Raw genomic sequence first — 22,717 nt, forward strand, 5'->3', positions numbered from 1 at the left:
TATTCTACAATAGTGATTTTATTTTTTATAATTCTCTTCGTAGTAAGGCAGGGAGGTTCCTCCTATCTTGCTTATTTCCGATTTCCCTTTCTCTATCCTGTCAGTTGCAGGAGGGTGGGAAGAAAGTAGCCCCAATACTGCAGGTGGAGGATTGCCTTCCATTTTCTTAAACTTCTCAAAAACCTGAATCATACCCTCAGGATTGTATCCTGCATTCTTCGCATAAAGTATTCCGTACCTATCTGCCTCAAATTCGTTATCTCTGCTATAACCCTGTAGTATCAGAGTTGCTGCAATATTTACAATTGTCCCTGCGGCACCCTCTGCTTTTTCGCCGAGGGCAATTTGAGCAAGTATCGAATATCCGTATATGTTTTGTAATTTTTTTATAGAATGTCTCGCTACAAGATGACTTACTTCATGAGAAAGAACTGCCGCAAGCTGGGCTTCGTTGTCAAGAGTCTCAAGTAATCCACTGTAAACATAGATAAATCCCCCTGGACATGCAAAGGCATTTATTTCTTTTTTGTCAATCACTTTGAATGTATATTCAATATCCCTTCTGTCGCATACTCTCACGATTTTCTGACCTACCTCATTGACATAATTCTGAACCGCCGGCTTTGCCAATAATTTTTCTTTTGATTCTACATCTGCTTTTACCTGTTTGCCAATTTCTACTTCTTCGGCGGTTGAGATAAATATGAAGTCGGTTTTCCCTTCCGGGCCGGTAGTTACACACGAAATAATGAAGAGCGATAAGAAAATGATAAATTTTTTCATAATATTATATATAATTTCATTAAAGAGTCAAGAGGAAAAAATTAAATTGTGGGGTAAAAATAAAGGTTTAGAGAAAGTCAAAATTGTAAATGCCGAATTTATCTCGTTCAGGCACAAGTTTTTTAGGTAAGATGGTAGTTTGGTTTGTTGCTATAGTTCTTTCTAAATACCCTTGAATTTAATAGATTTCGTGTTATATTCAAAGTATGAAAAGAACAATCTGGATAAAAAAAGTTAAACTTTACCGTTCCGAAGAAGAAGAGGCAAAATATTATTCTTCTCTGACTCCTCAGGAAAGATTGTCCATCGTTCAGGAATTGAGGGAGGAAGAATTAAAGAGAAGAAATGAAGATAGAAAAGGATTACGAAGAGTTCTTAAAATTATTAAACAAAAATAAAGTAAAATATGTTATTGTAGGAGCTTTTGCACTCGCTTTGTATTCTAATCCACGCTATACTAAAGATCTTGATATTTTTGTTGAACCCGCGGTAGAAAATGGGAAAAGATTGCTGAAGGTGTTGAATGAATTTGGATTCAAAAATCTCGAATTAAAAGAAGAAGATTTTACGGTAAAAAATCAAATAATACAACTTGGCTATGAACCAGTTCGTATAGATTTAATGACCTCTATACCAGGATGTTCGTTTGAAGAAGTCTGGAATAACAAAATTGCAGAAAAATATGGGAGAACACGGGTCTATTTTATAGGAAAAAGAGAATTGATAAAAAGTAAAAAAGCAAGCGGAAGAAAACAGGACATCGCAGACCTTGAATTATTGGAAAAAACTGAAATATAAAATTACAAGTCGGAAAAGTAGCAAGCCGATAGGTGGTAGATAGAAAGTAGAATAAAATAGAAATTCATTCGTTTTATTCGTATGATTGGTTGTTGTTAAAGAAGATAGAAGTTGGAGGTTAGAATAAACCGAAAAACTTTGTGTTCCTTGCGGTAAATTCTAAACTCCTTCTTTTGAGTTTATCCCTTAAGTCATTTTGTCAACTCTTTTCTTGAGACTATCGGGTAGAGTTTCTATGCCCTTTTCAAGAAAACTTCGAATTAGAAGTGCACGGGCACTATCTTCATCGAGACCTCTTTGCATAAGATAATTAAGTTTTTCGCTGGCAATTTTCCCGATTGAGGCTTTATGGGAAAGTTCCGTATCTATATTATTGGCTTTAAGTTCGGGTATAGTATTAGACGGAACTCTTTTCATCGAGAAGAAGACCGTTGCACTCGGTATGACCTTTGTTATCTTTACCATTGCCTTCAATATAAGCCTGTAAGATAACTCGGCTTTTTCCCCGATGCTACCATGCTTATAATTTCCAAGCTCGATTTTTCTCCATTCAAAATACTCCTTGTCCCATATCGAAGATCGAACTACTTCTTCCGTAAATAATGGAATTGAATTTTACCTTTGCTCCGTCTGCAAGAAATGCAATCGGGTTACTCTGAATCTCTTTTACCCGTGTTAAAGCAATGTAATTTAAAGTAAAAACAGCGTCTTTTTTGACATCATTAGCCCTTGGATATGGCGACCTCTGTTTCCCAGTCGTGAATCATCGTATAGGTAAGATTTGCTTTCTCTTTGGTGAACATTTCGGTAACTGCAAGATGACTGCGGAGAGATACCATATTACCTGTAGCTCAGCCTGTCATGATATTCAATTCTAGCTAGGTTCAAGAACAATAATATTATGAAGAAGCTATTTGAATCCCTGAGTGTGCACAAAAAACACAACTAGAAGGGTGCCTCTATCTTTGATCTCTCTTTCCTTTCTTTAATCTTTCGAATCCGAATTTTTTAATTTAGTCTAAGATACCGATGGGTGGTCCAGAACAAACCATTCTTCTATCTACCATTACATAACCTTTATCTGTGTGTAACTCTTCAAGAATCATCCATGAATGATTGACAATTATTCCACCACTTTTTCTTTTACTAACTTTCTCCCTTGACAAAAAACACTTTTTTATTATTTTTGATAATGAAAACCATTTTCAATAAGACAAAGAGTTGAAAAATGGATGGAAGATATGGAATGAGTCTCAGGTGGTGGGATGGGAAATTGAGAAAACATAGTTGTAGAATTACTGTGCCAAGGCAGGCGATATTAGATGTCTTGAGCAAAGAGGAAAAGCATCTTAGTGCCGAAGATATTTTTCTGAAAGTTTATCGTGTTTACCCTGGAATCGGTCTTACGACCGTATACAGGACCTTGAATTTACTTACGCAGATTGGATTGGTTTTAAAGTTCGATTTTGGCGATGGCAGGGCAAGGTTTGAACTGGTTGGTGAGCCGAAAAAAGAAGTTCATCACCATCACTTAATTTGCACTAGTTGTAACAGGATAATAGATTATGCCGATTTTATCGATGAAGAGGTAAAACTTTTCAAAAAAACAGAAAAATTTCTTTCGAAGAAATACAAATTTGAAATAAACAACCATCTTGTTAATTTTTACGGTTTATGCGAAAAATGCAGAAGCGAACTTTAGAGTTTTTTAAAATTAAAAAAGTAGATACCAGGTGGAGATAGAACAGGACCTCTTGAGATGGGACGGATGACAGGAAGAGCTGTGGGTTACTTTGCAGGATACCCGATTCCGGGAAGGGATTTCTTTGGTAGAAGTAGGGGTTGGTTTGGTTGTGGTGGAGGCGAAGAAGCGAGACTTCTGAAGGAAGAGGCTAAAGATTTAAAAAGACATCTCAAAGAGCTTGAGGGTTATAAGAGACTCTCGAAAAAACAAAGTCCCATCTACAAAAAGGGAGGAAAGTAAAGAATGTGGATTGCTATATCAACAGATGGAAATATGGCAACCCCTCATTTCGGGAGATGCCCTTCTTTTACGATTATTGAAATAGAAGGAAACGAAAACAAAGAAGTTATAGATAATCCGGAACACAAGCTGGGATTTATTCCTGAATTCTTGCATAAAAAGGTGTCAATTGTATAATTGCCTGAGGAATGGCATAAAGGCGAGATTTATTAAGTAAGTATAGCCTCAAAGCAATTTTAGGGGTAAAAGGAACAGTGGATGAGACATTGGAGAAAATAAAAGATGGAACTCTGGAAGGTAGAGAAAGTTTGTGTGGACAAGGAGCGGCAAAAATTGTGAGAGAGATAAGGAGAAAAATTAAAAGATGAAAATCTGTATAAGAGAGGCAATGGTCTTGACTCGGGAATTGACCCGCGGTTTCGGAAGAGCTGCTTACTTTCTCTGATTGTTGAAGCCGATGGTCTCGAATGTGAATCAATTAAGAATCCTTATGTTAAGGCTGGAAGGGGTGTTGGAATTCAGTCGGCGCAGTTTGTTGCAAATAAAGGGTTTGAGATTGTTATTACAGGTGATGTTGGCCCAAAATTCCTTTTTAAGTTTTGAAGGAAGCAGAGATAACTGTTATTACCAATATTTCTGGGGTTGCTAAAACTGCAGTAGAAACATATAATACCGGCGAACAAAAAATGAAAAGCTAACAGGGAAGAGGAGAGTTGGTATTAAAAAAATAACAAAAAGGAGGAATTATGGCCGTTAAAATTGATAAGTCAAAATGCACAGGTTGTGGAGATTGTGTTGATGTTTGTCCTGTTGAAGCGTTGAGTATTAAAAATGAGAAAGCAGAGGTAAACGACGAATGTATTGATTGTGGAGCCTGTGTTAATGTCTGTCCAAGCGGTGCAATTTCTCTTCCATAAAAGGAAGAATTAAAATGCCGTTTTTTGAGAAAGAAGAAAAACTTGATCCAAAACATCTTGACCTGGAAAGAGCGAGAAAATCCTTACGCGAAGAGCTTGAAGCAATAGATTTCTATCAGGAGAGAATAGACGCTACAAAAGATGAATCGCTGAAGAAAATTCTGACTCACAATATGAACGAAGAAAAGGAACATGTTGCGATGCTTATGGAGTGGTTAAGGAAAAACGACTCTGTCCAGGATAAAATGTTCGAAGAACACGATTAAGATTTATCAATAGAAAAATAGCAAAATAGTGAAAAGGTTTTCCTATTTGCCTATTTTCCAATTTTGCTATTTTTCTTTTTGGCCCTATGTATGAAAGATAAAAGAGAAACGATAGAAGAACAACAAAAAAGAATAGACGAAAGAATGAGGAAAGTCAAAAATAAACTGCTTGTGCTTTCGGGTAAAGGTGGTGTTGGAAAAACGACTGTAGCAGTTAATCTTGCATGGGTTCTTTCTAAAAAGAAAAGGAAGGTCGGAATTCTGGATGTGGATCTACACGGTCCAAATGTTCCCAAAATGCTTGGTCTTGAAGGAACTCATCTTGTAAGTTCTGGAGAGGTTATCGAACCTGCTTTAGTGGGGAGCAATTTGGAAGTTGTCAGCATGGCTTTTCTGTTGGGTTCTCCCGAAGTTCCTGTTATTTGGCGGGGCCTCTTAAGATGACTGTTATAAGACAGTTTTTATCCGATGTAAACTGGGGAGAACTCGATTATCTTGTGATTGACGCTCCCCCGGGGATGGGGGACGAACCCCTTTCTGTTTGTCAGTTTATAAAAGATATCACCGGTGCAATCATAGTTACTATTCCCCAGGAAGTTTCCCTTCTCGATGTTCGAAAAAGTATAAGTTTCCTCGAGAGATTAGACGTGCCAATTATTGGTATTGTTAAAAATATGAGCGGGTTTGTCTGTCCTTATTGTGGTAAAAAGACTGATATTTTTAAAACTGGTGGAGGGAAAAGAATTGCCAGGAATTTAAAAATTCCTTTTTTAGGAAGTATACCTCTTGAACCCGAAATAATGGAAACTTCAGATATAGGTAAGCCTTTTATGGAGTTGGACTCAAAAATCAAGAGTAAGAAAAAAATCAAAGGAATAGTCGAAAAAATCGTAAGAATTACTGAAAGGAAGGAATAGCAGATGATAGAAATTGAACCTTTATTGGTTATAAGGGCAAAGAAAGATATAGCTATATGATTAAAGAACTTAAAATTCTCGCGGATAATTATACTGTAGATAAAAATCTCAGGATATGCTGGGGATTTTCGTGTCTAATTAATGAAGGAATCCTCTTCGATACAGGAGAAAGCGAAGAAATCCTCGAGTTTAATATGAAAAAACTCAATGTATTGCCCGATAGAATAAAAAAGATTGTAATCTCTCACAACCATTTTGACCATACGGGTGGGATAGGAGCAGTTCTTAAACTAGAATCAAATATAGATGTCTACCTCCTTTCGGATTTTAGTGAGGAATTGAAAAAGAAGATCACTTCTTTAGGGGGACGGATTATCGAGAACGATGAATTTATAGAAATCGAAGAAGGGATATATACCACAGGTAAGATAGAAGGAAAATACGCTGAAAATCCCATTTCCGAGGAGGCTCTGGTAGTCGAAACAAAGGAGGGATTGATTGTAATTACGGGTTGTTCTCATCCTCTCATTACCGATATTGTGGAGAAAGTTAAAAAAGAATTTCCGAAAGATAGAATTTTTATGGTGTTTGGTGGTTTTCATCTTCTTGATAAAGACAATAGAGAGGTTGAATTTATAGCTGAAAAATTAAAGGCTTTAGGAGTTGAAAAAGTTGGTCCTACTCACTGCACAGGAGAAGAAGCAATTCGGGTTTTTCGTGAAAAATTTGGTGAGAAATTCATTCGGATTGGAGTTGGCACTATTATTAATATAAAGCAAGATTGATTTTTTATGAAGGAGGAGAATGAATGTTTAAGGAAATTCTAAGGGAATTAAAAAATCATGCTCCTTTTACAATATTTGGAGCATTTACAGGAATAATTATTATGTTGTTCTCATTAAAATTACCTTATCGTGTTTCATATAATATATTTTATATTTTCCATCCCCTGCATGTATTCTTGAGCGCTCTTGTTACCGCATCAATGTATAAACTTCGTAAAGAGAAACTGATACTTTTTGCATTTTTATTTATTGGCTATGTTGGTTCTGTTGGTATTGCTACTTTAAGCGATTCGGTCATTCCCTATATCTCTGAGGTTCTACTAAAAATGCCTAATAGAGAAATGCACTTTGGATTTATGGAGAAATGGTGGTTGGTTAATCTATTCGCTTTAATAGGGATTGCCGTTGCATATTATAAACCGAGAACCAAAATTCCACACAGTCTCCATGTCCTTTTAAGCACATGGGCGTCCTTATTCCATATAATTATGGCAAAAGTAGAGATTTTAAGTTGGTTTTCTTTTATTACCATTTTTATATTTTTGTTTCTCGCTGTCTGGTTACCATGTTGTATCAGCGATATTATTTTTCCCCTTCTCTTTATAAGAAAAACGCAATGAAGGGAATTTATCTTTTAATGATTGAAGTTAAAAAGAATATCGAAGAGAATATAGGAAAGTTAGGAAAAATTGGTTTTGAAAAAGGTTATTATATTTATGTTGGTTCTGCTCAAAGTGGGGTAGAGAAAAGGGTCGAAAGACATCTCAAAAAGGAAAAGAGAAAATTCTGGCATATTGATTATTTGCTTTCAAATGAAAATGTCCTTATAAATGAAATATATTGGAAAGAAGGCAAGAAAGAAGGAGAATGCAAGACCGCAGAGAAACTCCTTAGATACGGTAAACCCATTACAAATTTTGGTTGTTCTGATTGTGGGTGTAAGAGTCATCTTTTTAAAATAAACCCTCTTGAAATAAAATTGGTTTTAGATAGAGTGAACTTTTTACTATTTCCTAAAGTAAAATAATGAAAACTTATCTTGATTGTATTCCCTGTTTCTTCAGGCAGGCTATTGAGGCTTCAAGAATAGCTGGAGCAGATGAGGGAACCGAGAAGAAAATTATTGATGAAATTGCAAGAGTAATTCTAGGAATAAAATTGACAGCAACCCCTCCTGAGATGGGGAAAACAATACACAACCTTGTAAAAAAATTGACTGGTAAGGAAGATCCTTACAAAAAAGTAAAAGAAGAGAGCACAAAAGAGGCTTTGAAAATTTATCCTGAAATTAGAAAAAAGTTAGAATCTACTGGAAATAGACTTCTTTTTGCAGTAGAACTGGCAATCGCTGGGAATATAATTGATTACGGAACAAAGAAATCTCTGAATTTGCAGGAAGAACTTTCTAAAATTTTGCAAAAAGAAGAGAAGTCAATAAAAAAGGAAAGCGAATACCTATTTAATTTTCGCTCTTTTAAGAATGATGTAGAGAAAGCCAGAAATATTCTTTATGTGGCAGATAATGTTGGTGAGACGATTTTTGATCGTATCCTGATAGAGGAGATAAAAAGGGTTGACCCTGCGAAAGAAATCATTTACGCAGTCAAAGAAAAGCCCATAATAAACGATGCCTTAAGAGAAGACGCGATTAGCGCAGGTATAGATAAATTTGCCGAAATAATTTCGAGCGGATCGGATATTCCTGGGACAATTCTTTCTCTCTGTTCAAAAGAATTTCTTGAATGTGTAGAAAGAGCGGACCTTATTATCAGTAAAGGGCAGGGAAATTTTGAAACGCTTTCGGTTACCGGAAAGCCTGTCTACTATCTCTTTATGGCAAAATGTGCGGTTGTGGCGAAGAATGTGGGCTCTGAAATTGGTGATTTTATTTTATTGAAAAGGGAAGTTTAAAAATGTTTGGGAAATTTATTTTATCCCTTTTAGAAGAATTGATTAGTTGAAAATATAAAAAATTTGAGTATAATTAACTATGAAAGTTAAAGAATCGAAAGAAAATAATCCAAAGAAAATTTTTAACCCTGTTCTTTTCTGGGATGCCGAGGATATAGATGTTGAAAAGCATGCAGGCTATATTATCAGCCGTGTGCTTGACTTCGGCGATGAAAAAGATATCAAAAATTTGAGAAAAGTATACCCGGAGGAGAAAATTATCGAGGTAATAAAAAGAAGACGTAACCTGATGCCTCAAACAGGGAAATTCTGGGCTCTTTACTTTAATATTCCGCTAAAGGAGATAGAGTGTTTGAGAAAGTATTACCGGAAAATGGAGCAGAAATAATAGAGAGTCTTTCACCACATATTAATGATTTTTACCTTGCTGGTGGCACAGGTCTTGCACTTCAACTTGGTCATAGGAAATCGTTGGGCCTGGACTTTTTTTCATCTGAGATATTTAATACCGAAGTTTTTCTTAAAAATATCCATCCTGATAAAACTCTATTGGTTAGAGAAGAAACTATTCACTGCGAGATTGGAAAGGTTAAATTTTCTTTTCTTTTTTATAACCAACCGCTTGTTTTCCCTACACTTACCTGGCGAGGTATAAAACTCGCTGATTGGCGGGATATAACGGCTGAAAAAATTAAAGCTATCGCTCAGAGGGGAACAAAAAAGGACTTTTATGATTTGTTTGCTGTTTTACAGTTAAGATTATCTATAGATGAGGCTTGTGGGATTTTTAAAAAGAGATTTGCTTCAACGGATGTTAATATGTATCATGTTCTTAAAAGTATAACTTTTTTTGAGGAAGCTGAAGAAGAGCCACCGCCTATTTTGTTGGTCAAAGATGAGGGATGGCGATGGGAAAAAGTGAAAGAATTCTTTGAAAAAAATATTAAGCAATTTGAAAAGAGCCTCTTTACATAAAAATATAAAAGGATTTTTGTTTTTCTGGGAATACTAAAATTTACCTCTAAATTAGTCGGGTCTTCTTTCTTAATTTACTTCCAGGAAAATGCAAATTGCTTAGATATATCTTTTGGTTCTATAGTTAGAAATGGAATGAGTTAATCCAAATTATCCTGAAGATTGAGAAAAATTAAGAAAGAATACTCAAACCTAAGGATTCAAATGATTATTTCTCAAGATTCAATTCTGTAAGAGAGAAAACTATCTTCTTTTCAGTTTACTAATTTTGTGTTTTCTCTTGAGAGTTTTTATATTGACCTATTTGATTTTTTTGTTATAATTATAAAAATAGAGATGAAAAGGGGGTAGAAGAATTCCCTTAAAAAGAAGAGTAATTAAATTCAGGAATCAAGATTTAACCCCAAAGAGGTAAGGATGGGAGATATAGTCATTAAAGCAAATGACCTTATTAAAGGTCCATACTGGTCTGAATGTGTCATAGTAAACATTTGTGAATCTCAAGGAGATTATGTTCATATTGTAGGAAAAACACAAAGAAGCAGGAACCTTATTGATCAGGTGTTACCATTAGAAGACTTAGAAAAGATCGAAATTGTTACTGCTCGACCGCTTTTTAAGCAAGAAGCCTGGAAGGTTTTCCTATCATTAGAATCAATTAGATACCGTTATGCATCTTTATATGATCCATTACTTGCAATGAATGTTTCAAAAATTGATCCTCTTCCTCATCAGATAGAAGGGGTTTATGGATACATTTTGAAATTACCACGGATTCGTTTCCTCATAGCTGATGACCCTGGTGCAGGCAAAACGATAATGGCTGGACTAATTATTAAAGAACTCAAACTGCGACAGCTCATCAAACGAATCCTCATCGTGTGTCCGGGGCACCTGAAAGACCAATGGCGACGTGAACTGCAAGAGAGATTCGATGAGACTTTTGAAGTGATAGACCGAGGCCGTTTCGATGCTATCTACAGAACAAATGTGTGGGAAAGAGAGAATCACATCATTACATCAATGGATTTCGCAAAAAGAGACGATGTGCTTCCAATATTGGCTGCTACAAAGTTCGACCTCGTTATCGTCGATGAAGCACACAAAATGAGTGCTTACCGATATGGAGAAAAGGTCAGTAAATCTGAACGATACAAACTCGGAGAGGTGTTATCAGACATTACACATCATCTGGTATTTCTTACAGCTACACCGCATAAGGGTGACCCAGAAAATTTCAGACTCTTTCTTGATTTGCTTGACCCGGGCTTTTTTGCAACAGAAGAGATGGTGAGGGAATCCATCAAGAGTAAAGATAATCCGCTTTTCATAAGGCGAATGAAAGAAGATCTCAAAGATTTTGAAGGTAAACCACTATTTTTACCAAGATATGTCAAAACTGTGTACTTCGAAATAGGAAAGTTATCACCACGTGAAAAGGAGCTTTATAATGAGCTTTCAAAATACGTAGAGGAGCAATACAATTTAGCATTATCAAAAGATGGGAGAAGGAATATCGCGTTTGCTCTTGTTATCCTGCAAAGGAGATTTGCCTCAAGTATTTACGCTATGTTGAAATCATTAGAGCGCAGAAAGAAAAGACTTGAAGAACTTATGGTATCTGGAACACCACCAAGAGGAGGAGAACAGGATATTGAAGAAATTGATGATCTATCTGAACAGGAACGCTGGCAGAAAGAATCAGAATGGGAGACTCTCAGTGTTGCGGAAACAGAAGAAGAATTGCAGAAAGAAATTAATACGATTAATTCTCTCATGAATAAAGCTACAGAAATTGTTAAAAATGAAGAGGAGATTAAGCTAAAAAAACTCAAAGAATCCCTTGCTGAATTAAGCCAAAAAGTCCAAGAGAAGGAAAAAAGAAAAATTCTCATTTTTACGGAATCCAGAGATACACTAGAATACCTTGAGAAAAAAATAAAAGATTGGGGATATTCTGTAAACACGATCCATGGTGCAATGAGGCTTGAAGAAAGGGTCTACGCAGAAACAGTATTTAGGAACGAGACAGAAGTTATGGTTGCAACAGAGGCTGCTGGTGAAGGTATTAACCTTCAGTTCTGTAACCTGATGATTAATTATGACATACCATGGAACCCTAACCGACTTGAACAACGAATGGGGCGTATCCATAGATATGGACAAACAAGAGAAGTTTTTGTTCATAACCTCGTTGCCAGCGATACACGTGAAGGGATGGTCCTTAAACGACTTTTTGAAAAAATTGAAGAAATAAAACTTGCCATTGGGACTGATAAAGTTTTTGATGTGCTTGGTGAAATTATCGATAGTAAACAATTCTCGCAAGCAATGCTCGATGCGGCAGTCAATGCACGAAACATCGACGAAATCATCCAATCGATTGAGATAACTGTTGATGAAGAGTACATAGCGAAAGTGAAAGAAAACCTCGGCGAAACATTGGCAACACGATACATTGATTATACTCGAATCAAGGAAATGGCTCAAAAAGCAAAAGAGAACCGCCTTATACCTGAATATACGCAGAGTTTCTTTACTAAAGCCCTGGAGAGAGCTGGAGGTAAATTAAAGAAAATAGATAATAGGTTGATTGCAATAGAGAATATACCACACGAAATTCGAAAAATTGCTGAAAATGAACTATTTAAGAAATGCTACGGAAGTATTTTAAAAAGCTACCCAAAAGTTACATTTGATAAAGATATATCGAATAAAAACCCAAATGTTGAATTTATTTCCTTTGGGCATCCTCTCTTCGAAGCTGTATTACAATGGGTAGAAGAAAATTTACTTGAGAGCATCTACACGGGAGCAACGTTCTACGACCCCGATGGTAAGCTTAATGGCTACATTCTTTTCTACGAAGGAGAAATAAAAGATGGCACGGGAGCTATTGCTGGTAAACGACTTTTCTCTTTCTACATAAATGATAATGGAATAAAACTTATTCCACCATCCATAATTTGGGATCTCGCTGAAGAAAATACACCATCTCTTGTGGAAGTTCCCGATGTTGAAACAATGAAGAAGAAGGCCGTCGAATACGCTATCAAAGCCCTCGAACAATACAAATCTGAACTCCTTGCAGAGCGCAAACGGCAAGCTGAAATAAAACAGAAATACGGAGTTAAGTCACTTGAACACCTTGTTTTAAAATTAGATGAGGAACTAATTGATCTCGAAGCTCGTAAAGCCAGAGGTGAAAATGTGGACCTTGTTATAAGAAACAAGCAGGAACGAAAATTAGAGTACGAACAAGCTTTAAAAGAGCTTCAAAGCCTCATAGAAAAGGAACAAAGCTTGACAATGACGATGCCACGATTCCTTGGAATGATTCAGGTAAAACCGCATCCTCAGAAAAGTGCGGCAATGGTAAGCGATGCAGAAATTGAAGAAATCGGAATGCGCGTGGCAATGGAATACGAACAAACACAAGGTCGCATACCCGAAGATGTCTCATCACAAAACCTCGGTTTCGATATCCGCTCTACAGATAGCAGTAACAACACACGGTACATCGAAGTAAAAGCCCGTGCTCAAACCGGTCCTGTTGCTCTCACACAAAACGAATGGTTTAAGGCACAACGGTTTGGTAACGATTACTATCTTTATGTTGTTTTTAACGCAGATTCAAAACCAGAGCTACGTATTATCGCAAACCCTGCCTCTATCTTAAAACCAGAAGAGAAAATAGAGATTGTTCGCTATTTTGTGGAGAGCAATGAAATTTTAAATAAAGGAATAAAAGTATGAACGACAAGCGCTTTATCGAAGTCTCGTTTCCAGTAAAAGAGGTAGGCGAGATTTCGGCAAAAGAAAAAAACATCCGACACGGACATATTAGCACGTTGCATATTTGGTGGGCGCGCCGACCTTTAGCTGCAAGTCGCGCGACTGCTTATGCTGCCCTTACTCCAATACCTGAAGATCCGATTGAATGGCAAAAAAAGAGAGATTTTATTATTAACCTATCCAAGTGGGAAAATTCAAACAACGAACAACTTATCAAACAGGCACAAGAGGAAATTTTAAAAGGAAACGGAGGTAAGCCCCCAAAGGTTATAGATCCTTTCTCGGGTGGTGGTTCTTATCCTCTCGAAGCGCTTAGACTGGGTTGTGAAGCTTATGCTAATGATTACAATCCTGTGGCTGTACTTATTGAAAAAGCTACCTTAGAATTTCCACAAAAATTCAGCAAACCTTTTGATGGCATGCCTAATTTGCTCAAACTGCATGCTTCTAATCAATCGAAAGGCAATTTGTTTACGGATGAGAATAGAACAATCCAAAATCCTTTGCTCTTTGCTGTTGAGTATTGGGGCAATTGGGTTTTAGAAGAAGCAAAAAAAGAATTAGCTGAATTTTATACTTCCAATAAGAGTGAAATTCCAGTTGGCTACATTTGGGCAAGAACTGTTCCTTGCCAGAACCCTTCTTGTAGTGTGGAAATCCCTCTGATGCGTCAATATTGGCTTGCTAAGAAGGATAATAAAAAGGTTGCCTTGCATCCTGTTACAAAAGGAGCTGGTAAGCCAATTGAGTTTGAAATTGTGGCGCAAGGTATTTCCAACTACAAACCTTGGCCCAAAGATTTTGATCCCGAAGAGGGTACAGTAGCTCGTGCCAAAGTGCGGTGTCCAGCCTGTGGCTCAATGATTGATGACAAAACCACACGTAAACTATTCCAAACCGGAAAAGCTGGGGAAAGAATGATTGCTGTGGTTTATACAAAACCCAAAACCGAAGGCAAATACTACCGCTTAGCCACAGAAGAAGATATAAAAACCTTCGAAAAAGCTAAAAAAGCACTTAACAAAAAAATCGAAGAACTCCGCGAAAAATGGATTTTGGAACCTGTGCCAGATGAGGAATTGCCACCAAGAGGAACTTTAGGTTTTAGGATCCAAGGTTATGGAATGAACACTTGGGGTGATCTTTTCAATCCTCGACAGAAGCTCTCTCTTTTAGTTTTTGCCGATGCTGTGCGCAGAGCGTATGAGAAGATGAGGGAATTGGGCTATCCCGAAGATTTTGCCAAGGCTGTGACAGTATATTTGGGGATGGGATTAAGTAGACAAGCAGATTATAACTCAACTTTATGCGTTTGGGCAGTGGCAGGAGAATTTATAGCACATACTTTTGGTAGACAAGCTCTACCTATGATTTGGGACTACTTTGAATTGTATCCCGATAGTAATGCTACTGGTGATTGGAATTCTGGGTTAAATTGGATTCTTTCAGTTCTTCACCACCTCTCCCAACTCCCCAACTCCCAATCTCCAATCCCCACTGTCACCCATTCCTCAGCCACACAGCTACCGTATCCCGACAACTACTTTGATGCAGTTCTTACTGATCCGCCATATTACGACAATGTCCCCTACTCATACCTTTCTGATTTTTTTTATGTTTGGCTTAAGCGAACAGTGGGGCATCTTTTTCCAGAGCTTTTTGCTACTCCTCTTACTCCCAAAAGTGGAGAAATTGTGGCTTACACACAAAAAGAGGGAGGGCTTGAGGCTGGAATGAAGTTCTTTGAAGAACAGTTAGCGTTATCCTTCAAAGAGATGTATCGTATTTTAAAACCTGGTGGCATTGCTGTGATTGTGTATGCTCATAAGTCAACTGCTGGCTGGGAAACTGTCATTAATGCACTCCTTGATAGTGGCTTGGTTGTCAATGCTTCTTGGCCAGTGAATACCGAAATGCAATCACGGCTCAATGCTAAAGAAACAGCATCTTTAGCTTCTTCTATTTACATTGTTGCCCGCAAAATGGAACGAAAAGATATTGGATTTTACCCAGAAGTTAAAAAAGAGCTTGAATCCTATATGAATGAGAAGCTCGAAAGACTCTGGCAAGAAGGAATTGGTGGAGCAGACTTTTTTATTTCTGCTATTGGTGCTGGTATTGAGGTCTTTGGCAAATATAAACAAATTATGGACTACAGTGGCAATATCATTCGCGCAGATATGATGCTCGAAGATATTCGGAAAATTGCAACTGATTATGCAGTGCATAAGATCCTGCATAATGGATTTGCTGGAGAAATCAACGAACTTACCCGCTACTACGTGCTCTACCGGTGGGAATATGGCGAAGCAAAAGTTCAATTCGACGAAGCACGCAAGCTGGCAGCAAGCTGTGGCATCGATTTAGCGAATGAATGGAACAAACATGGGTTTATTAGAAAAGAAAAAGAATTTATTCGCCTACTTGGTCCGGAAGAAAGAACCATAAAAGACTTGGAAAATTCCAATGAGCTCATCGATGTGTTGCATCATATGCTCTTGCTATGGGAAAAGAGCAAGCGAGATGACATACTTGAGCGCTTGCAGACAACCGGCTTTGGCAAGAGCGAAGCATTTTACCGAGTAGCTCAGGCAATTGCAGAAACTTTGCCGAACGAGAGTAAAGAGAAGAAATTACTAGAAGGATTTTTAGCAGGGAGAGAAAGAATTAGAAGTGAGATAAAACAAAAGAGGCAAAAGGAGTTATTCAAATGAAACCATTTCATACAATAGCAATCCCTCACAAAGACATCCTTGAGGGTCGTTTCACAATGGATGTTTTTGCAGCGGACCTTTGGGAAGCGTATCACAATCGCGGTCCGGCTGAGTATCGGGATGCGAAAACATTTTTTGAGAAGACGTACGAAACCCAAGGGTTACAAAATCTGCTTGATGTTATCTACAGGCGAGTAACCGGCAAGGGTGGTGATTCGACCATTCAGATTCAGACACCATTTGGTGGAGGTAAGACGCATTCGCTTATTGCCATCATGCACAAGGCGCAGGAGTGGAACGCGAAGAGAGTTGTCATTGTGGGTACAAATATTAGCGCAAAGGATACGCTCTGGAGTATTCTTGAGCAACAACTTACGGGGAAGAATGAAAAACTCGTTGGATTAACATCGCCGGGTAAAGACAAGATAAAAGCAGTGCTTCAGGCGCATCAGCCTCTCATCATCCTTATGGATGAAGTGCTTGAGTATGTAACGAAAGCCGCTGGAGTAAAAGTAGAAAGCAGTACACTTGCCGCACAAACTATGGCGTTTATGCAGGAGCTGACGGAGACGGTCTCGATTTTGGAGAAGGCGTGCCTTGTGGTAACGCTTCCATCAAGTATAATCGAACACTACGATCAGGCAGCAGAACAATTATTCGCTCAGCTTCAAAAAGTGATGGGACGAGTGGAAAAAATCTATACGCCTGTGCAAGAATCCGAGATTGCCAAGGTCATTCGTCGAAGGCTTTTTACATCTGTTGATGAGAAAAAGGCATTACAAGTAATTAAGCACTTTCTTGACTATGCTCAGAAGGAAGGGATTCTCCCGCCTGGGATGGAAGTCAGCGAGTATCGGGATAGATTTTTAGATTCTTATCCTTTTATGCCAGAAGTGATTGATGTTTTATATCACAGGTGGGGAAGTTTCCCTGGTTTTCAACGGACTCGAGGTGTTTTAAGGCTTCTTTCATTAGTTATCTCAGAACTCAAAACAAAAAATCTTCCTTATATCAGTCTTGCAGATTTTAATCTTGCCCAACAGGAGATACGTCAAGAACTCTTAAAACACATTGGAACAGAATTCAACAGTGTCATTGCACAAGATATTACTGATGCAGATGCGGGAAGTAAGAAAGTGGATATGAATCTTGGCGAAGCGTATAAGGGTTTACACCTTGCAACTCGAGCTTCAACGGCAATTTTTATGTATTCATTCTCCGGAGGAACAGAACGGGGGGCAACGCTAACAGAAATTAAACGGACAGCAACAACGCTCAATAACCCTTCTAGTGTTGTTGCAGAAGCTCTTGAGCAGTTGAAGAGCAAGCTGTTTTATTTCCAACTTCAAGCAGATAAGTACTTCTTCTCGAACCAGCCAAATATTAATCGTATTATCCTCACTAAAATGGAGAATGTTCACGATGCAGAATTGCTTGAATTAGAGAAAGACTTACTGAAGCAGAATATCCGTGGAGATCGAATGAAAGTGTTTCTGTGGGAAGAACAATCGTCGTCAATTCCTGATACTGAAGATCTGAAGCTTATTATTTTACCAGAAGAGAAGAAAGAGGTGATTGAATCTATTTTGAAAACAAAAGGTGAAAGCCCTCGGGTAAATTGTAACACTTTATTTTTCCTTTTCCCTACTGATATTGAGCGAGCAAGCTTTAGAGTTCAATTGAAACGCTACAAAGCTTACCAAGCGCTTGAGAAAGATACAACCGTTTCTCTGGGAGAGGAACAACGGAAAGAAATTCGTGCTGAACTCAAGAGATACGAAAGCGACATCAAAGAAGCACTTCGGAAACTGTACCGACAAGTTGCCATTCCTACGAGGGAAGGCTACAAGAAAGACGACCTTGGCATCCCAACGTATGGTGAACAGAAACCACTTGATGTTGTGGTGTATGAGAAACTTCTTTCAAATGGTGAAGTTGTTGAGCAGTTAGTTCCACTCGTCATTAAGGAACGATACCTTAAAAACAATAGGTTTGTATTAACAAAACAGATTGCGCAAGCGGGATACCAGACTCCAGGTGAGCTTCGAGTTAGAGACAGAACTATCCTTGAAAGAGCAATTTTAGAGGGGATTGAGAAAGGTGTATTTGGTTTGGGGGAACTTGAAAACGACAAGCCGATTTGTAGATATTTTCAAGAAACCCCGAGGGTTGGTTTTAGTGATAATGAGATTCTTATAAGTGAGGAGCTCTGTAAAGAGGAAAAAAGAGGTAAGGAAAGGATAACTTCGGAACATAAGATGGAGTATCCACCGAGCACTTCCGTTGGAACAGGAGCAGCTGTTAATGAATCTTTGGAGGTAGCTGTAGAAGAGAGCGGTTTTAAGGATAATGTCCACTTAAGTTTTGATATTCCTAAAGGGAAAGTTTCTGAGGTATTACGCATAATAAACTTTTTACAGCAAAAATTTGAGATTATTAATTTAGAAATTAAAGCAAGGGATGGAAAAATTTCTGAACAGGATTATGAAAATAAAGTGAAAGAGGCGTTGAGACAATTGGGAATTGAGTTTGGAGAGGAAAATAGACCAAACAAATTGTAGAAAGAAAATTTGGGGAATTTTATCTGAAGTTATGTAGAAAAGGCTTTATCTTTAAGGTTTTTTTAGATCTCTCTTGAAGTTCTAATCTTTATTTAAATATTTTTACTTTAAACCTTAACTGCCGGAGAAAAAGGGGATACTTGACAATTTGGTAAAAATGATAATATTGATGGGAAAATTTAGAAAGCAGGTCATATAGAAAAAGCATAGGAAAAATAAAAATTTTGCTTAACTTAAGTTTCAATTGTAAAGGTAAAAATAAAGATAAAATAAAAAAGGAGGATAGATGATTTACATTATAACCGGGATTGGAGTTGTAGGCATTTTGTTCGCTCTTGGGACGTATCTTTTCTTAAAGAAAAAAGATGCCGGTTCTGAGAGAATGAAGGAAATTGCTGAAGAAATTCATCTTGGAGCAATGACGTTCTTAAAAAGAGAATATCAAATTATTTTTATATTTGCCTTAATTGTTTTTCTCGTTTTAACAAAGTTTTTGAGTTTTGGGACAGGGCTTGCTTATCTTCTTGGGGCTTTTTGTTCTCTTTCTGCAGGGCTTTTAGGGATGGAGGCTGCAACCCGGTCGAGCGGAAGAGCCTGTGCAGCTGCAATTAAAAGTGGAATATCAGAGGCTTTGAGTGTTGCTTTTAGGGGTGGTTCTGTTATGGGAGTTGCGGTTGCTTCTTTGGGAGTTTTAGGTTTAAGTATTGTTTATATATTAACAAAAGACACAATGATTATCAATGGTTTTGCTATGGGTGCAAGTTCTGTTGCTCTTTTTGCTCGTGTTGGTGGAGGAATATATACAAAAGCTGCTGATGTTGGTGCTGATCTTGTCGGTAAGATTGAAGAAAATATTCCTGAAGATGATCCCAGAAATCCCGGGGTTATTGCTGATAATGTAGGAGATTGCGTTGGAGATACAGCAGGAATGGGTGCAGATCTATTTGAGTCTTATGTTGGATCTGTTGTTGCAACAATGGCTATTGGAGCAACATTAGCTTCTCCTTTTAAGTGGATGTATTTACCTCTTGTTTTGATCACTTTGGGCCTTATTTCTTCGCTTATTGGGATATCTTCAATAAACTTTTTGAAAAGGATTGATCCTCAATCTGCTTTACGTTATGCAACTTATGTTAGTGGTTTTATTTTTGTTGCCGCATCTTTTTTTGCTGTAAAAAGCATAATTGGGAATTTTAACATTTTCTGGTGCATTGTGGCTGGCTTACTCACAGGGGTTTTAATTGGTCTTGAAAGTGAGTTTTTCACAAGTGGGCCACCGATAAAGAGAGTTGCTAAAAGCAGCGAATCTGGGGCAGCTCCAACCATAATCACAGGTCTTGCGACAGCTTTTGAAAGCACAATTTTACCCCTTGTCACAATCTGTATTTCCACTTATCTTGTTTATCAGTTAAGTGGACTTTATGGAATTGCAATTTCAGCTGTGGGAATGCTTTCAACAATTGGTATTGTTATGTCTACAGATTCTTATGGACCTATTGCCGATAATGCCGGAGGTATTGCAGAGATGTCAGGGCAGAAACCTGAGGTTAGAAAAATCACGGATAAACTGGATGCTTTAGGAAATACAACTGCTGCAATTGGAAAAGGTTTTGCAATTGGGTCGGCTGCTTTAACTGCTCTTGCTCTTTTCTCTGCATACCAGAAGGTTGCAAATATAGACATTATTAATTTGAGTGATGTGAAAACGATTATCGGCTTACTTCTTGGAGGTCTTATGGTTTTTGTTGTTTCAGCACTCACTTTGAAATCTGTTGGACAACTCGCAAATAAGATGGTTATTGAAATTAGACGTCAGTTTAGAGAAATTGTTGGGTTGAGAGAAGGGAAGGTAAAGCCAGATACGAGAAGATGTGTTGACATTGTAACAAAGGGAGCTATAAAAGAAATGGCTCTACCAGGGCTTTTAGCTGTGATTGTTCCGCTTTTAGTTGGTTTCTTTCTTGGTAAACATGCTCTTGGAGGATTTTTGGCTGGAGCAACAACTACTGGAGTCTTAATTGGTCTAATGATGACGAATGGAGGAGCAACTTGGGATAATGCAAAGAAATGGATTGAAGAAGGTAATCTTGGAGGTAAAGGGACCCCTACTCATGCAGCTGCAGTTGTTGGAGATACAGTCGGAGATCCTTTCAAAGATACAACAGGTCCTTCAATGAATATTCTGATTAAACTTATGGCAATTGTTTCTTTGGTTTTTGCTCCTTTACTTTAACTTAGGAGGGTTCTACTTGACAAAAATTTTCCCTTACTTTATAATAGAAAGATGAAAAAAGAAGAGCTTTATTATTTTCTTAATCTTATGTTTAACCTTCCTTATGAGGATGAATTTCGAAAGGTAAAGGTTAAGACTAAAAAGCTGGATGAGTTTTTAGAAGAAGTTAGAGATGGTAAGATAAAAGATCCTAAAGAATTTCTTAGGGAAGGGCTAAGAAGAACTATAACCCCTGCTCTTCTTTCAATAATTAGGGAAAAACTTAGGATATTCGCAGAAAAGAATAAAGATAACGATAAAGGAAAAGCAGCCGGGTTAATTCTTGGTTTTTTATCTACTGGAATGCCTTTAGATCAAAATGGTTTTTTTGTGACTATCTTTATAAGAAGTGCGCTTAATCGTCCACTTGCAGATGATAGAAAAGTTTGGGAGTTTATATATGTTTTTCTACCAAAGAAAGTTGAGACAGGAGAAGTAGAAACAATTAAAAAGGCTTCCTTTAATTTTGGAGAGGGTTTTGAAGAAAGAGAATCAGGATTACTAACTCCAAAAGAAGAAAGGATAAAGGAAAAGAGCGAGAGAAAGTTGATAATTCCAAAATGAGGAGTTTGGATGGGAAAATTGGTTATTATTATGGGTTCAGGAAGAGATTTAAATTATGCAAGGGGAATTGAAAAAATTGTAAAAAAGTTTGGTGTTAATTGTGAATTGAGAGTTGCTTCTGCTCATAAAACTCCTGAGAAGGTTCTAAAAATAGTAAGAGAAAATGAAAAAGAAGAGGTAGTTTTTATTACAATTGCTGGGAAAAGCAATGCTTTAAGTGGTTTTGTGGATGCAAATACGACTAAACCTGTAATAGCAGCTCCACCTTATTCAGAGAAATTTTGTGGTGTAGATATTTTTTCGAGTTTAAGAATGCCAAAAGGAGTGGCTCCACTTGTTATTCTTGGAGAAGAACAGGCCGCTCTTTCTGCTATTAAAATTCTTGCTCTTTCTGATGAAAAACTTCGAGAAAGAATTTATAATTATCAGAAAAGATATAAAGAGGAGATTGAAAAGGAGGATAAAAAATTAAATGGGTAGTGTAAAAGACCTTTTCGTTATCGAAGAACCGAAAGAAAATAGCCCTGGAATAGGGCTTTTTACTTTTTCTGATAGGTATTCCGTTTTTGATTGGGGGGAGATGCCAGATTTAATCCCTAATAAAGGTGCTTCTCTTGCAATAATTACAACCCATTTTTTTGAAGTTTTGAAGAAAAAAGGGATCCCAAGTCATTATCTTGGGGCAGTAATTGATGGAAAGATGGTAAGTTTTGATAAAATAAATAAGCCTTTTAATACAATTAAGGTTAAGCTTGTTAGAGTGATAAAACCCCAAAGGAAAGATGGTGGATATGATTACTCTGTTTATAAAAACTTATCTGGGAATTATCTTATTCCCTTAGAATTTATTTATAGAAATTCGGTTCCTGAAGATTCTTCTTTTTGGGAAAGGTATTATAGAGGAGAAATTAATTATGATGGAGAAGTTATCCCTGATGTTCCTTTAAAAAGACCAATTCTTGATGTCTCTACAAAGTTAGAAGAGACTGATAGATATTTATCTTGGGAAGAGGCAATGGAGTTGAGTAATCTTGACTTAGATCAAATTGAAGAGCTGAAAAGTCTTCTTTCAAATATTAACGGGATAATAACAGAAGAAACAGAAAAAGTAGGTATTGTTAATCAGGATGGTAAAATAGAGTTTGCTTTAGATGAAAGAGGCTTTATTATGGTTGTGGATGCTCTTGGAACTCTTGATGAGTGTAGATTTCTTTTTAATGGGATGACTTTAAGTAAAGAAATTTTGCGTAAATTCTATAGAAAATCTACTTGGTATAAAGAGGTAAAAAAAGCAAAAGAGAAGGATTCAATTAACTGGAAATCTCTTGTAAAAACCAAACCAGACCCCTTACCTAAAAAGTTAAAAGAGGGTATTTCTGAGGTTTATCAAGAAGTTGCGAATTTGATTTCTGGAAGAAAGTTTTTTAACGTTCCTCCTTTAGAAAAAATATTAAAAAAGATTTCAGATTGAGTTT

Annotated in this window: 23 protein-coding genes and 1 pseudogene; 21 read left to right on the plus strand and 3 right to left on the minus strand. The window is 37.2% G+C overall.

Translation table 11 applies throughout. The features are described from left to right. Window positions 1-18: 18 nt before the first annotated feature. Window positions 19-783: a M48 family metallopeptidase gene (locus ABIN61_00095; GenBank protein ID MEO0292608.1), complete on the minus strand. Its 765-nt coding sequence runs from the start codon at window positions 781-783 to the stop codon at window positions 19-21. Window positions 784-989: 206 nt separating this feature from the next. On the opposite strand from ABIN61_00095, the gene ABIN61_00100 reads away from it, so the two are divergent. Both ABIN61_00100 and ABIN61_00105 read left to right on the plus strand, forming a co-directional pair. Further along, the gene (locus ABIN61_00100) at window positions 990-1,181 is read left to right on the plus strand and encodes a hypothetical protein (protein ID MEO0292609.1); all 192 of its coding nucleotides are present in this window, start codon (window positions 990-992) and stop codon (window positions 1,179-1,181) included. Continuing rightward, window positions 1,129-1,581, plus strand: coding sequence for a nucleotidyltransferase (locus ABIN61_00105; protein ID MEO0292610.1), 453 nt, complete (start codon window positions 1,129-1,131; stop codon window positions 1,579-1,581). The genes ABIN61_00100 and ABIN61_00105 overlap by 53 nt, the downstream gene beginning before the upstream one ends. 186 nt (window positions 1,582-1,767) lie before the next feature. Here ABIN61_00105 and ABIN61_00110 read toward each other — a convergent pair whose 3' ends face one another. After that, a complete protein-coding gene (locus ABIN61_00110) occupies window positions 1,768-1,998 on the minus strand; it encodes a SufD family Fe-S cluster assembly protein (GenBank protein ID MEO0292611.1) in 231 nt (76 codons plus the stop codon). A 596-nt stretch (window positions 1,999-2,594) separates the two neighbouring features. Further along, the gene (locus tag ABIN61_00115) at window positions 2,595-2,747 is read right to left on the minus strand and encodes a hypothetical protein (GenBank protein ID MEO0292612.1); all 153 of its coding nucleotides are present in this window, start codon (window positions 2,745-2,747) and stop codon (window positions 2,595-2,597) included. Between the two features lie 62 nt (window positions 2,748-2,809). Here ABIN61_00115 and ABIN61_00120 point away from each other — a divergent pair, with 62 nt between their 5' ends. The 19 genes and pseudogenes from ABIN61_00120 to purC all read left to right on the plus strand — a co-directional run bounded on the left by ABIN61_00120 (window position 2,810) and on the right by purC (window position 22,713). After that, on the plus strand, window positions 2,810-3,283 hold the full coding sequence (locus tag ABIN61_00120; protein ID MEO0292613.1) for a Fur family transcriptional regulator: 474 nt from the start codon (window positions 2,810-2,812) through the stop codon (window positions 3,281-3,283). 24 nt (window positions 3,284-3,307) lie between these two features. Next, window positions 3,308-3,565, plus strand: a complete 258-nt coding sequence (locus ABIN61_00125; protein ID MEO0292614.1) for a DUF5320 domain-containing protein — start codon at window positions 3,308-3,310, stop codon at window positions 3,563-3,565. A 3-nt stretch (window positions 3,566-3,568) separates the two neighbouring features. Further along, window positions 3,569-3,742 (plus strand): NifB/NifX family molybdenum-iron cluster-binding protein, encoded by a 174-nt coding sequence (locus tag ABIN61_00130; GenBank protein MEO0292615.1) that lies wholly within the window; start codon window positions 3,569-3,571, stop codon window positions 3,740-3,742. A 569-nt stretch (window positions 3,743-4,311) separates the two neighbouring features. Then, window positions 4,312-4,482 (plus strand): 4Fe-4S binding protein, encoded by a 171-nt coding sequence (locus ABIN61_00135; GenBank protein MEO0292616.1) that lies wholly within the window; start codon window positions 4,312-4,314, stop codon window positions 4,480-4,482. A gap of 14 nt (window positions 4,483-4,496) precedes the next feature. Next, window positions 4,497-4,748 carry a ferritin gene (locus ABIN61_00140; GenBank protein ID MEO0292617.1) on the plus strand — a complete coding sequence of 84 codons (252 nt, stop codon included), beginning with the start codon at window positions 4,497-4,499 and terminating at the stop codon, window positions 4,746-4,748. A 144-nt stretch (window positions 4,749-4,892) separates the two neighbouring features. Continuing rightward, window positions 4,893-5,665: pseudogene (locus ABIN61_00145) on the plus strand (Mrp/NBP35 family ATP-binding protein). A 56-nt stretch (window positions 5,666-5,721) separates the two neighbouring features. Beyond that, the gene (locus ABIN61_00150) at window positions 5,722-6,450 is read left to right on the plus strand and encodes an MBL fold metallo-hydrolase (GenBank protein MEO0292618.1); all 729 of its coding nucleotides are present in this window, start codon (window positions 5,722-5,724) and stop codon (window positions 6,448-6,450) included. Between the two features lie 23 nt (window positions 6,451-6,473). Continuing rightward, on the plus strand, window positions 6,474-7,070 hold the full coding sequence (locus ABIN61_00155; GenBank protein ID MEO0292619.1) for a hypothetical protein: 597 nt from the start codon (window positions 6,474-6,476) through the stop codon (window positions 7,068-7,070). Window positions 7,071-7,087: 17 nt separating this feature from the next. After that, entirely contained in the window at window positions 7,088-7,477 is a 390-nt protein-coding gene (locus tag ABIN61_00160; GenBank protein MEO0292620.1) for a GIY-YIG nuclease family protein, read from the plus strand. Next, window positions 7,477-8,361 carry an ARMT1-like domain-containing protein gene (locus ABIN61_00165; protein MEO0292621.1) on the plus strand — a complete coding sequence of 295 codons (885 nt, stop codon included), beginning with the start codon at window positions 7,477-7,479 and terminating at the stop codon, window positions 8,359-8,361. The genes ABIN61_00160 and ABIN61_00165 overlap by 1 nt, the downstream gene beginning before the upstream one ends. A gap of 79 nt (window positions 8,362-8,440) precedes the next feature. Beyond that, the gene (locus ABIN61_00170; protein MEO0292622.1) at window positions 8,441-8,749 is read left to right on the plus strand and encodes a hypothetical protein; all 309 of its coding nucleotides are present in this window, start codon (window positions 8,441-8,443) and stop codon (window positions 8,747-8,749) included. Continuing rightward, window positions 8,710-9,336 (plus strand): nucleotidyl transferase AbiEii/AbiGii toxin family protein, encoded by a 627-nt coding sequence (locus tag ABIN61_00175; protein MEO0292623.1) that lies wholly within the window; start codon window positions 8,710-8,712, stop codon window positions 9,334-9,336. The genes ABIN61_00170 and ABIN61_00175 overlap by 40 nt, the downstream gene beginning before the upstream one ends. A gap of 417 nt (window positions 9,337-9,753) precedes the next feature. Further along, entirely contained in the window at window positions 9,754-13,092 is a 3,339-nt protein-coding gene (locus ABIN61_00180; protein MEO0292624.1) for a helicase-related protein, read from the plus strand. After that, window positions 13,089-15,845, plus strand: a complete 2,757-nt coding sequence (locus tag ABIN61_00185) for a DUF1156 domain-containing protein (protein MEO0292625.1) — start codon at window positions 13,089-13,091, stop codon at window positions 15,843-15,845. Before ABIN61_00180 ends, ABIN61_00185 begins: the two co-directional genes overlap by 4 nt. Then, window positions 15,842-18,406, plus strand: coding sequence for a DUF499 domain-containing protein (locus ABIN61_00190; protein ID MEO0292626.1), 2,565 nt, complete (start codon window positions 15,842-15,844; stop codon window positions 18,404-18,406). The genes ABIN61_00185 and ABIN61_00190 overlap by 4 nt, the downstream gene beginning before the upstream one ends. Before the next feature lie 286 nt (window positions 18,407-18,692). Next, window positions 18,693-20,639 carry a sodium-translocating pyrophosphatase gene (locus ABIN61_00195; protein MEO0292627.1) on the plus strand — a complete coding sequence of 649 codons (1,947 nt, stop codon included), beginning with the start codon at window positions 18,693-18,695 and terminating at the stop codon, window positions 20,637-20,639. A gap of 51 nt (window positions 20,640-20,690) precedes the next feature. Next, window positions 20,691-21,242, plus strand: a complete 552-nt coding sequence (locus ABIN61_00200) for a hypothetical protein (GenBank protein ID MEO0292628.1) — start codon at window positions 20,691-20,693, stop codon at window positions 21,240-21,242. Window positions 21,243-21,251: 9 nt separating this feature from the next. After that, on the plus strand, window positions 21,252-21,722 hold the full coding sequence (gene purE / locus ABIN61_00205) for a 5-(carboxyamino)imidazole ribonucleotide mutase (protein MEO0292629.1): 471 nt from the start codon (window positions 21,252-21,254) through the stop codon (window positions 21,720-21,722). Next, window positions 21,715-22,713 (plus strand): phosphoribosylaminoimidazolesuccinocarboxamide synthase, encoded by a 999-nt coding sequence (gene purC, locus ABIN61_00210; GenBank protein MEO0292630.1) that lies wholly within the window; start codon window positions 21,715-21,717, stop codon window positions 22,711-22,713. The genes purE and purC overlap by 8 nt, the downstream gene beginning before the upstream one ends. Window positions 22,714-22,717 lie beyond the last annotated feature (4 nt).

This window comes from candidate division WOR-3 bacterium (genome assembly GCA_039804165.1).
Lineage (GTDB): Bacteria > Hydrothermota > UBA3072 > UBA3072 > UBA3072 > JAFGHJ01.

Excerpts from the sequence above, each read along its gene's own strand:
- ABIN61_00095 (MEO0292608.1), bottom strand. The coding sequence starts at position 783 with ATGAAAAAATTTATCATTTTCTTATCGCTCTTCATTATTTCGTGTGTA.
- ABIN61_00100 (MEO0292609.1), top strand. The coding sequence starts at position 990 with ATGAAAAGAACAATCTGGATAAAAAAAGTTAAACTTTACCGTTCCGAA.
- ABIN61_00105 (MEO0292610.1), top strand. The coding sequence starts at position 1,129 with ATGAAGATAGAAAAGGATTACGAAGAGTTCTTAAAATTATTAAACAAA.
- ABIN61_00110 (MEO0292611.1), bottom strand. The coding sequence starts at position 1,998 with ATGAAAAGAGTTCCGTCTAATACTATACCCGAACTTAAAGCCAATAAT.
- ABIN61_00120 (MEO0292613.1), top strand. The coding sequence starts at position 2,810 with ATGGATGGAAGATATGGAATGAGTCTCAGGTGGTGGGATGGGAAATTG.
- ABIN61_00130 (MEO0292615.1), top strand. The coding sequence starts at position 3,569 with ATGTGGATTGCTATATCAACAGATGGAAATATGGCAACCCCTCATTTC.
- ABIN61_00135 (MEO0292616.1), top strand. The coding sequence starts at position 4,312 with ATGGCCGTTAAAATTGATAAGTCAAAATGCACAGGTTGTGGAGATTGT.
- ABIN61_00140 (MEO0292617.1), top strand. The coding sequence starts at position 4,497 with ATGCCGTTTTTTGAGAAAGAAGAAAAACTTGATCCAAAACATCTTGAC.
- ABIN61_00150 (MEO0292618.1), top strand. The coding sequence starts at position 5,722 with ATGATTAAAGAACTTAAAATTCTCGCGGATAATTATACTGTAGATAAA.
- ABIN61_00155 (MEO0292619.1), top strand. The coding sequence starts at position 6,474 with ATGTTTAAGGAAATTCTAAGGGAATTAAAAAATCATGCTCCTTTTACA.
- ABIN61_00160 (MEO0292620.1), top strand. The coding sequence starts at position 7,088 with ATGATTGAAGTTAAAAAGAATATCGAAGAGAATATAGGAAAGTTAGGA.
- ABIN61_00165 (MEO0292621.1), top strand. The coding sequence starts at position 7,477 with ATGAAAACTTATCTTGATTGTATTCCCTGTTTCTTCAGGCAGGCTATT.
- ABIN61_00170 (MEO0292622.1), top strand. The coding sequence starts at position 8,441 with ATGAAAGTTAAAGAATCGAAAGAAAATAATCCAAAGAAAATTTTTAAC.
- ABIN61_00180 (MEO0292624.1), top strand. The coding sequence starts at position 9,754 with ATGGGAGATATAGTCATTAAAGCAAATGACCTTATTAAAGGTCCATAC.
- ABIN61_00185 (MEO0292625.1), top strand. The coding sequence starts at position 13,089 with ATGAACGACAAGCGCTTTATCGAAGTCTCGTTTCCAGTAAAAGAGGTA.
- ABIN61_00190 (MEO0292626.1), top strand. The coding sequence starts at position 15,842 with ATGAAACCATTTCATACAATAGCAATCCCTCACAAAGACATCCTTGAG.
- ABIN61_00195 (MEO0292627.1), top strand. The coding sequence starts at position 18,693 with ATGATTTACATTATAACCGGGATTGGAGTTGTAGGCATTTTGTTCGCT.
- ABIN61_00200 (MEO0292628.1), top strand. The coding sequence starts at position 20,691 with ATGAAAAAAGAAGAGCTTTATTATTTTCTTAATCTTATGTTTAACCTT.
- purE (MEO0292629.1), top strand. The coding sequence starts at position 21,252 with ATGGGAAAATTGGTTATTATTATGGGTTCAGGAAGAGATTTAAATTAT.
- purC (MEO0292630.1), top strand. The coding sequence starts at position 21,715 with ATGGGTAGTGTAAAAGACCTTTTCGTTATCGAAGAACCGAAAGAAAAT.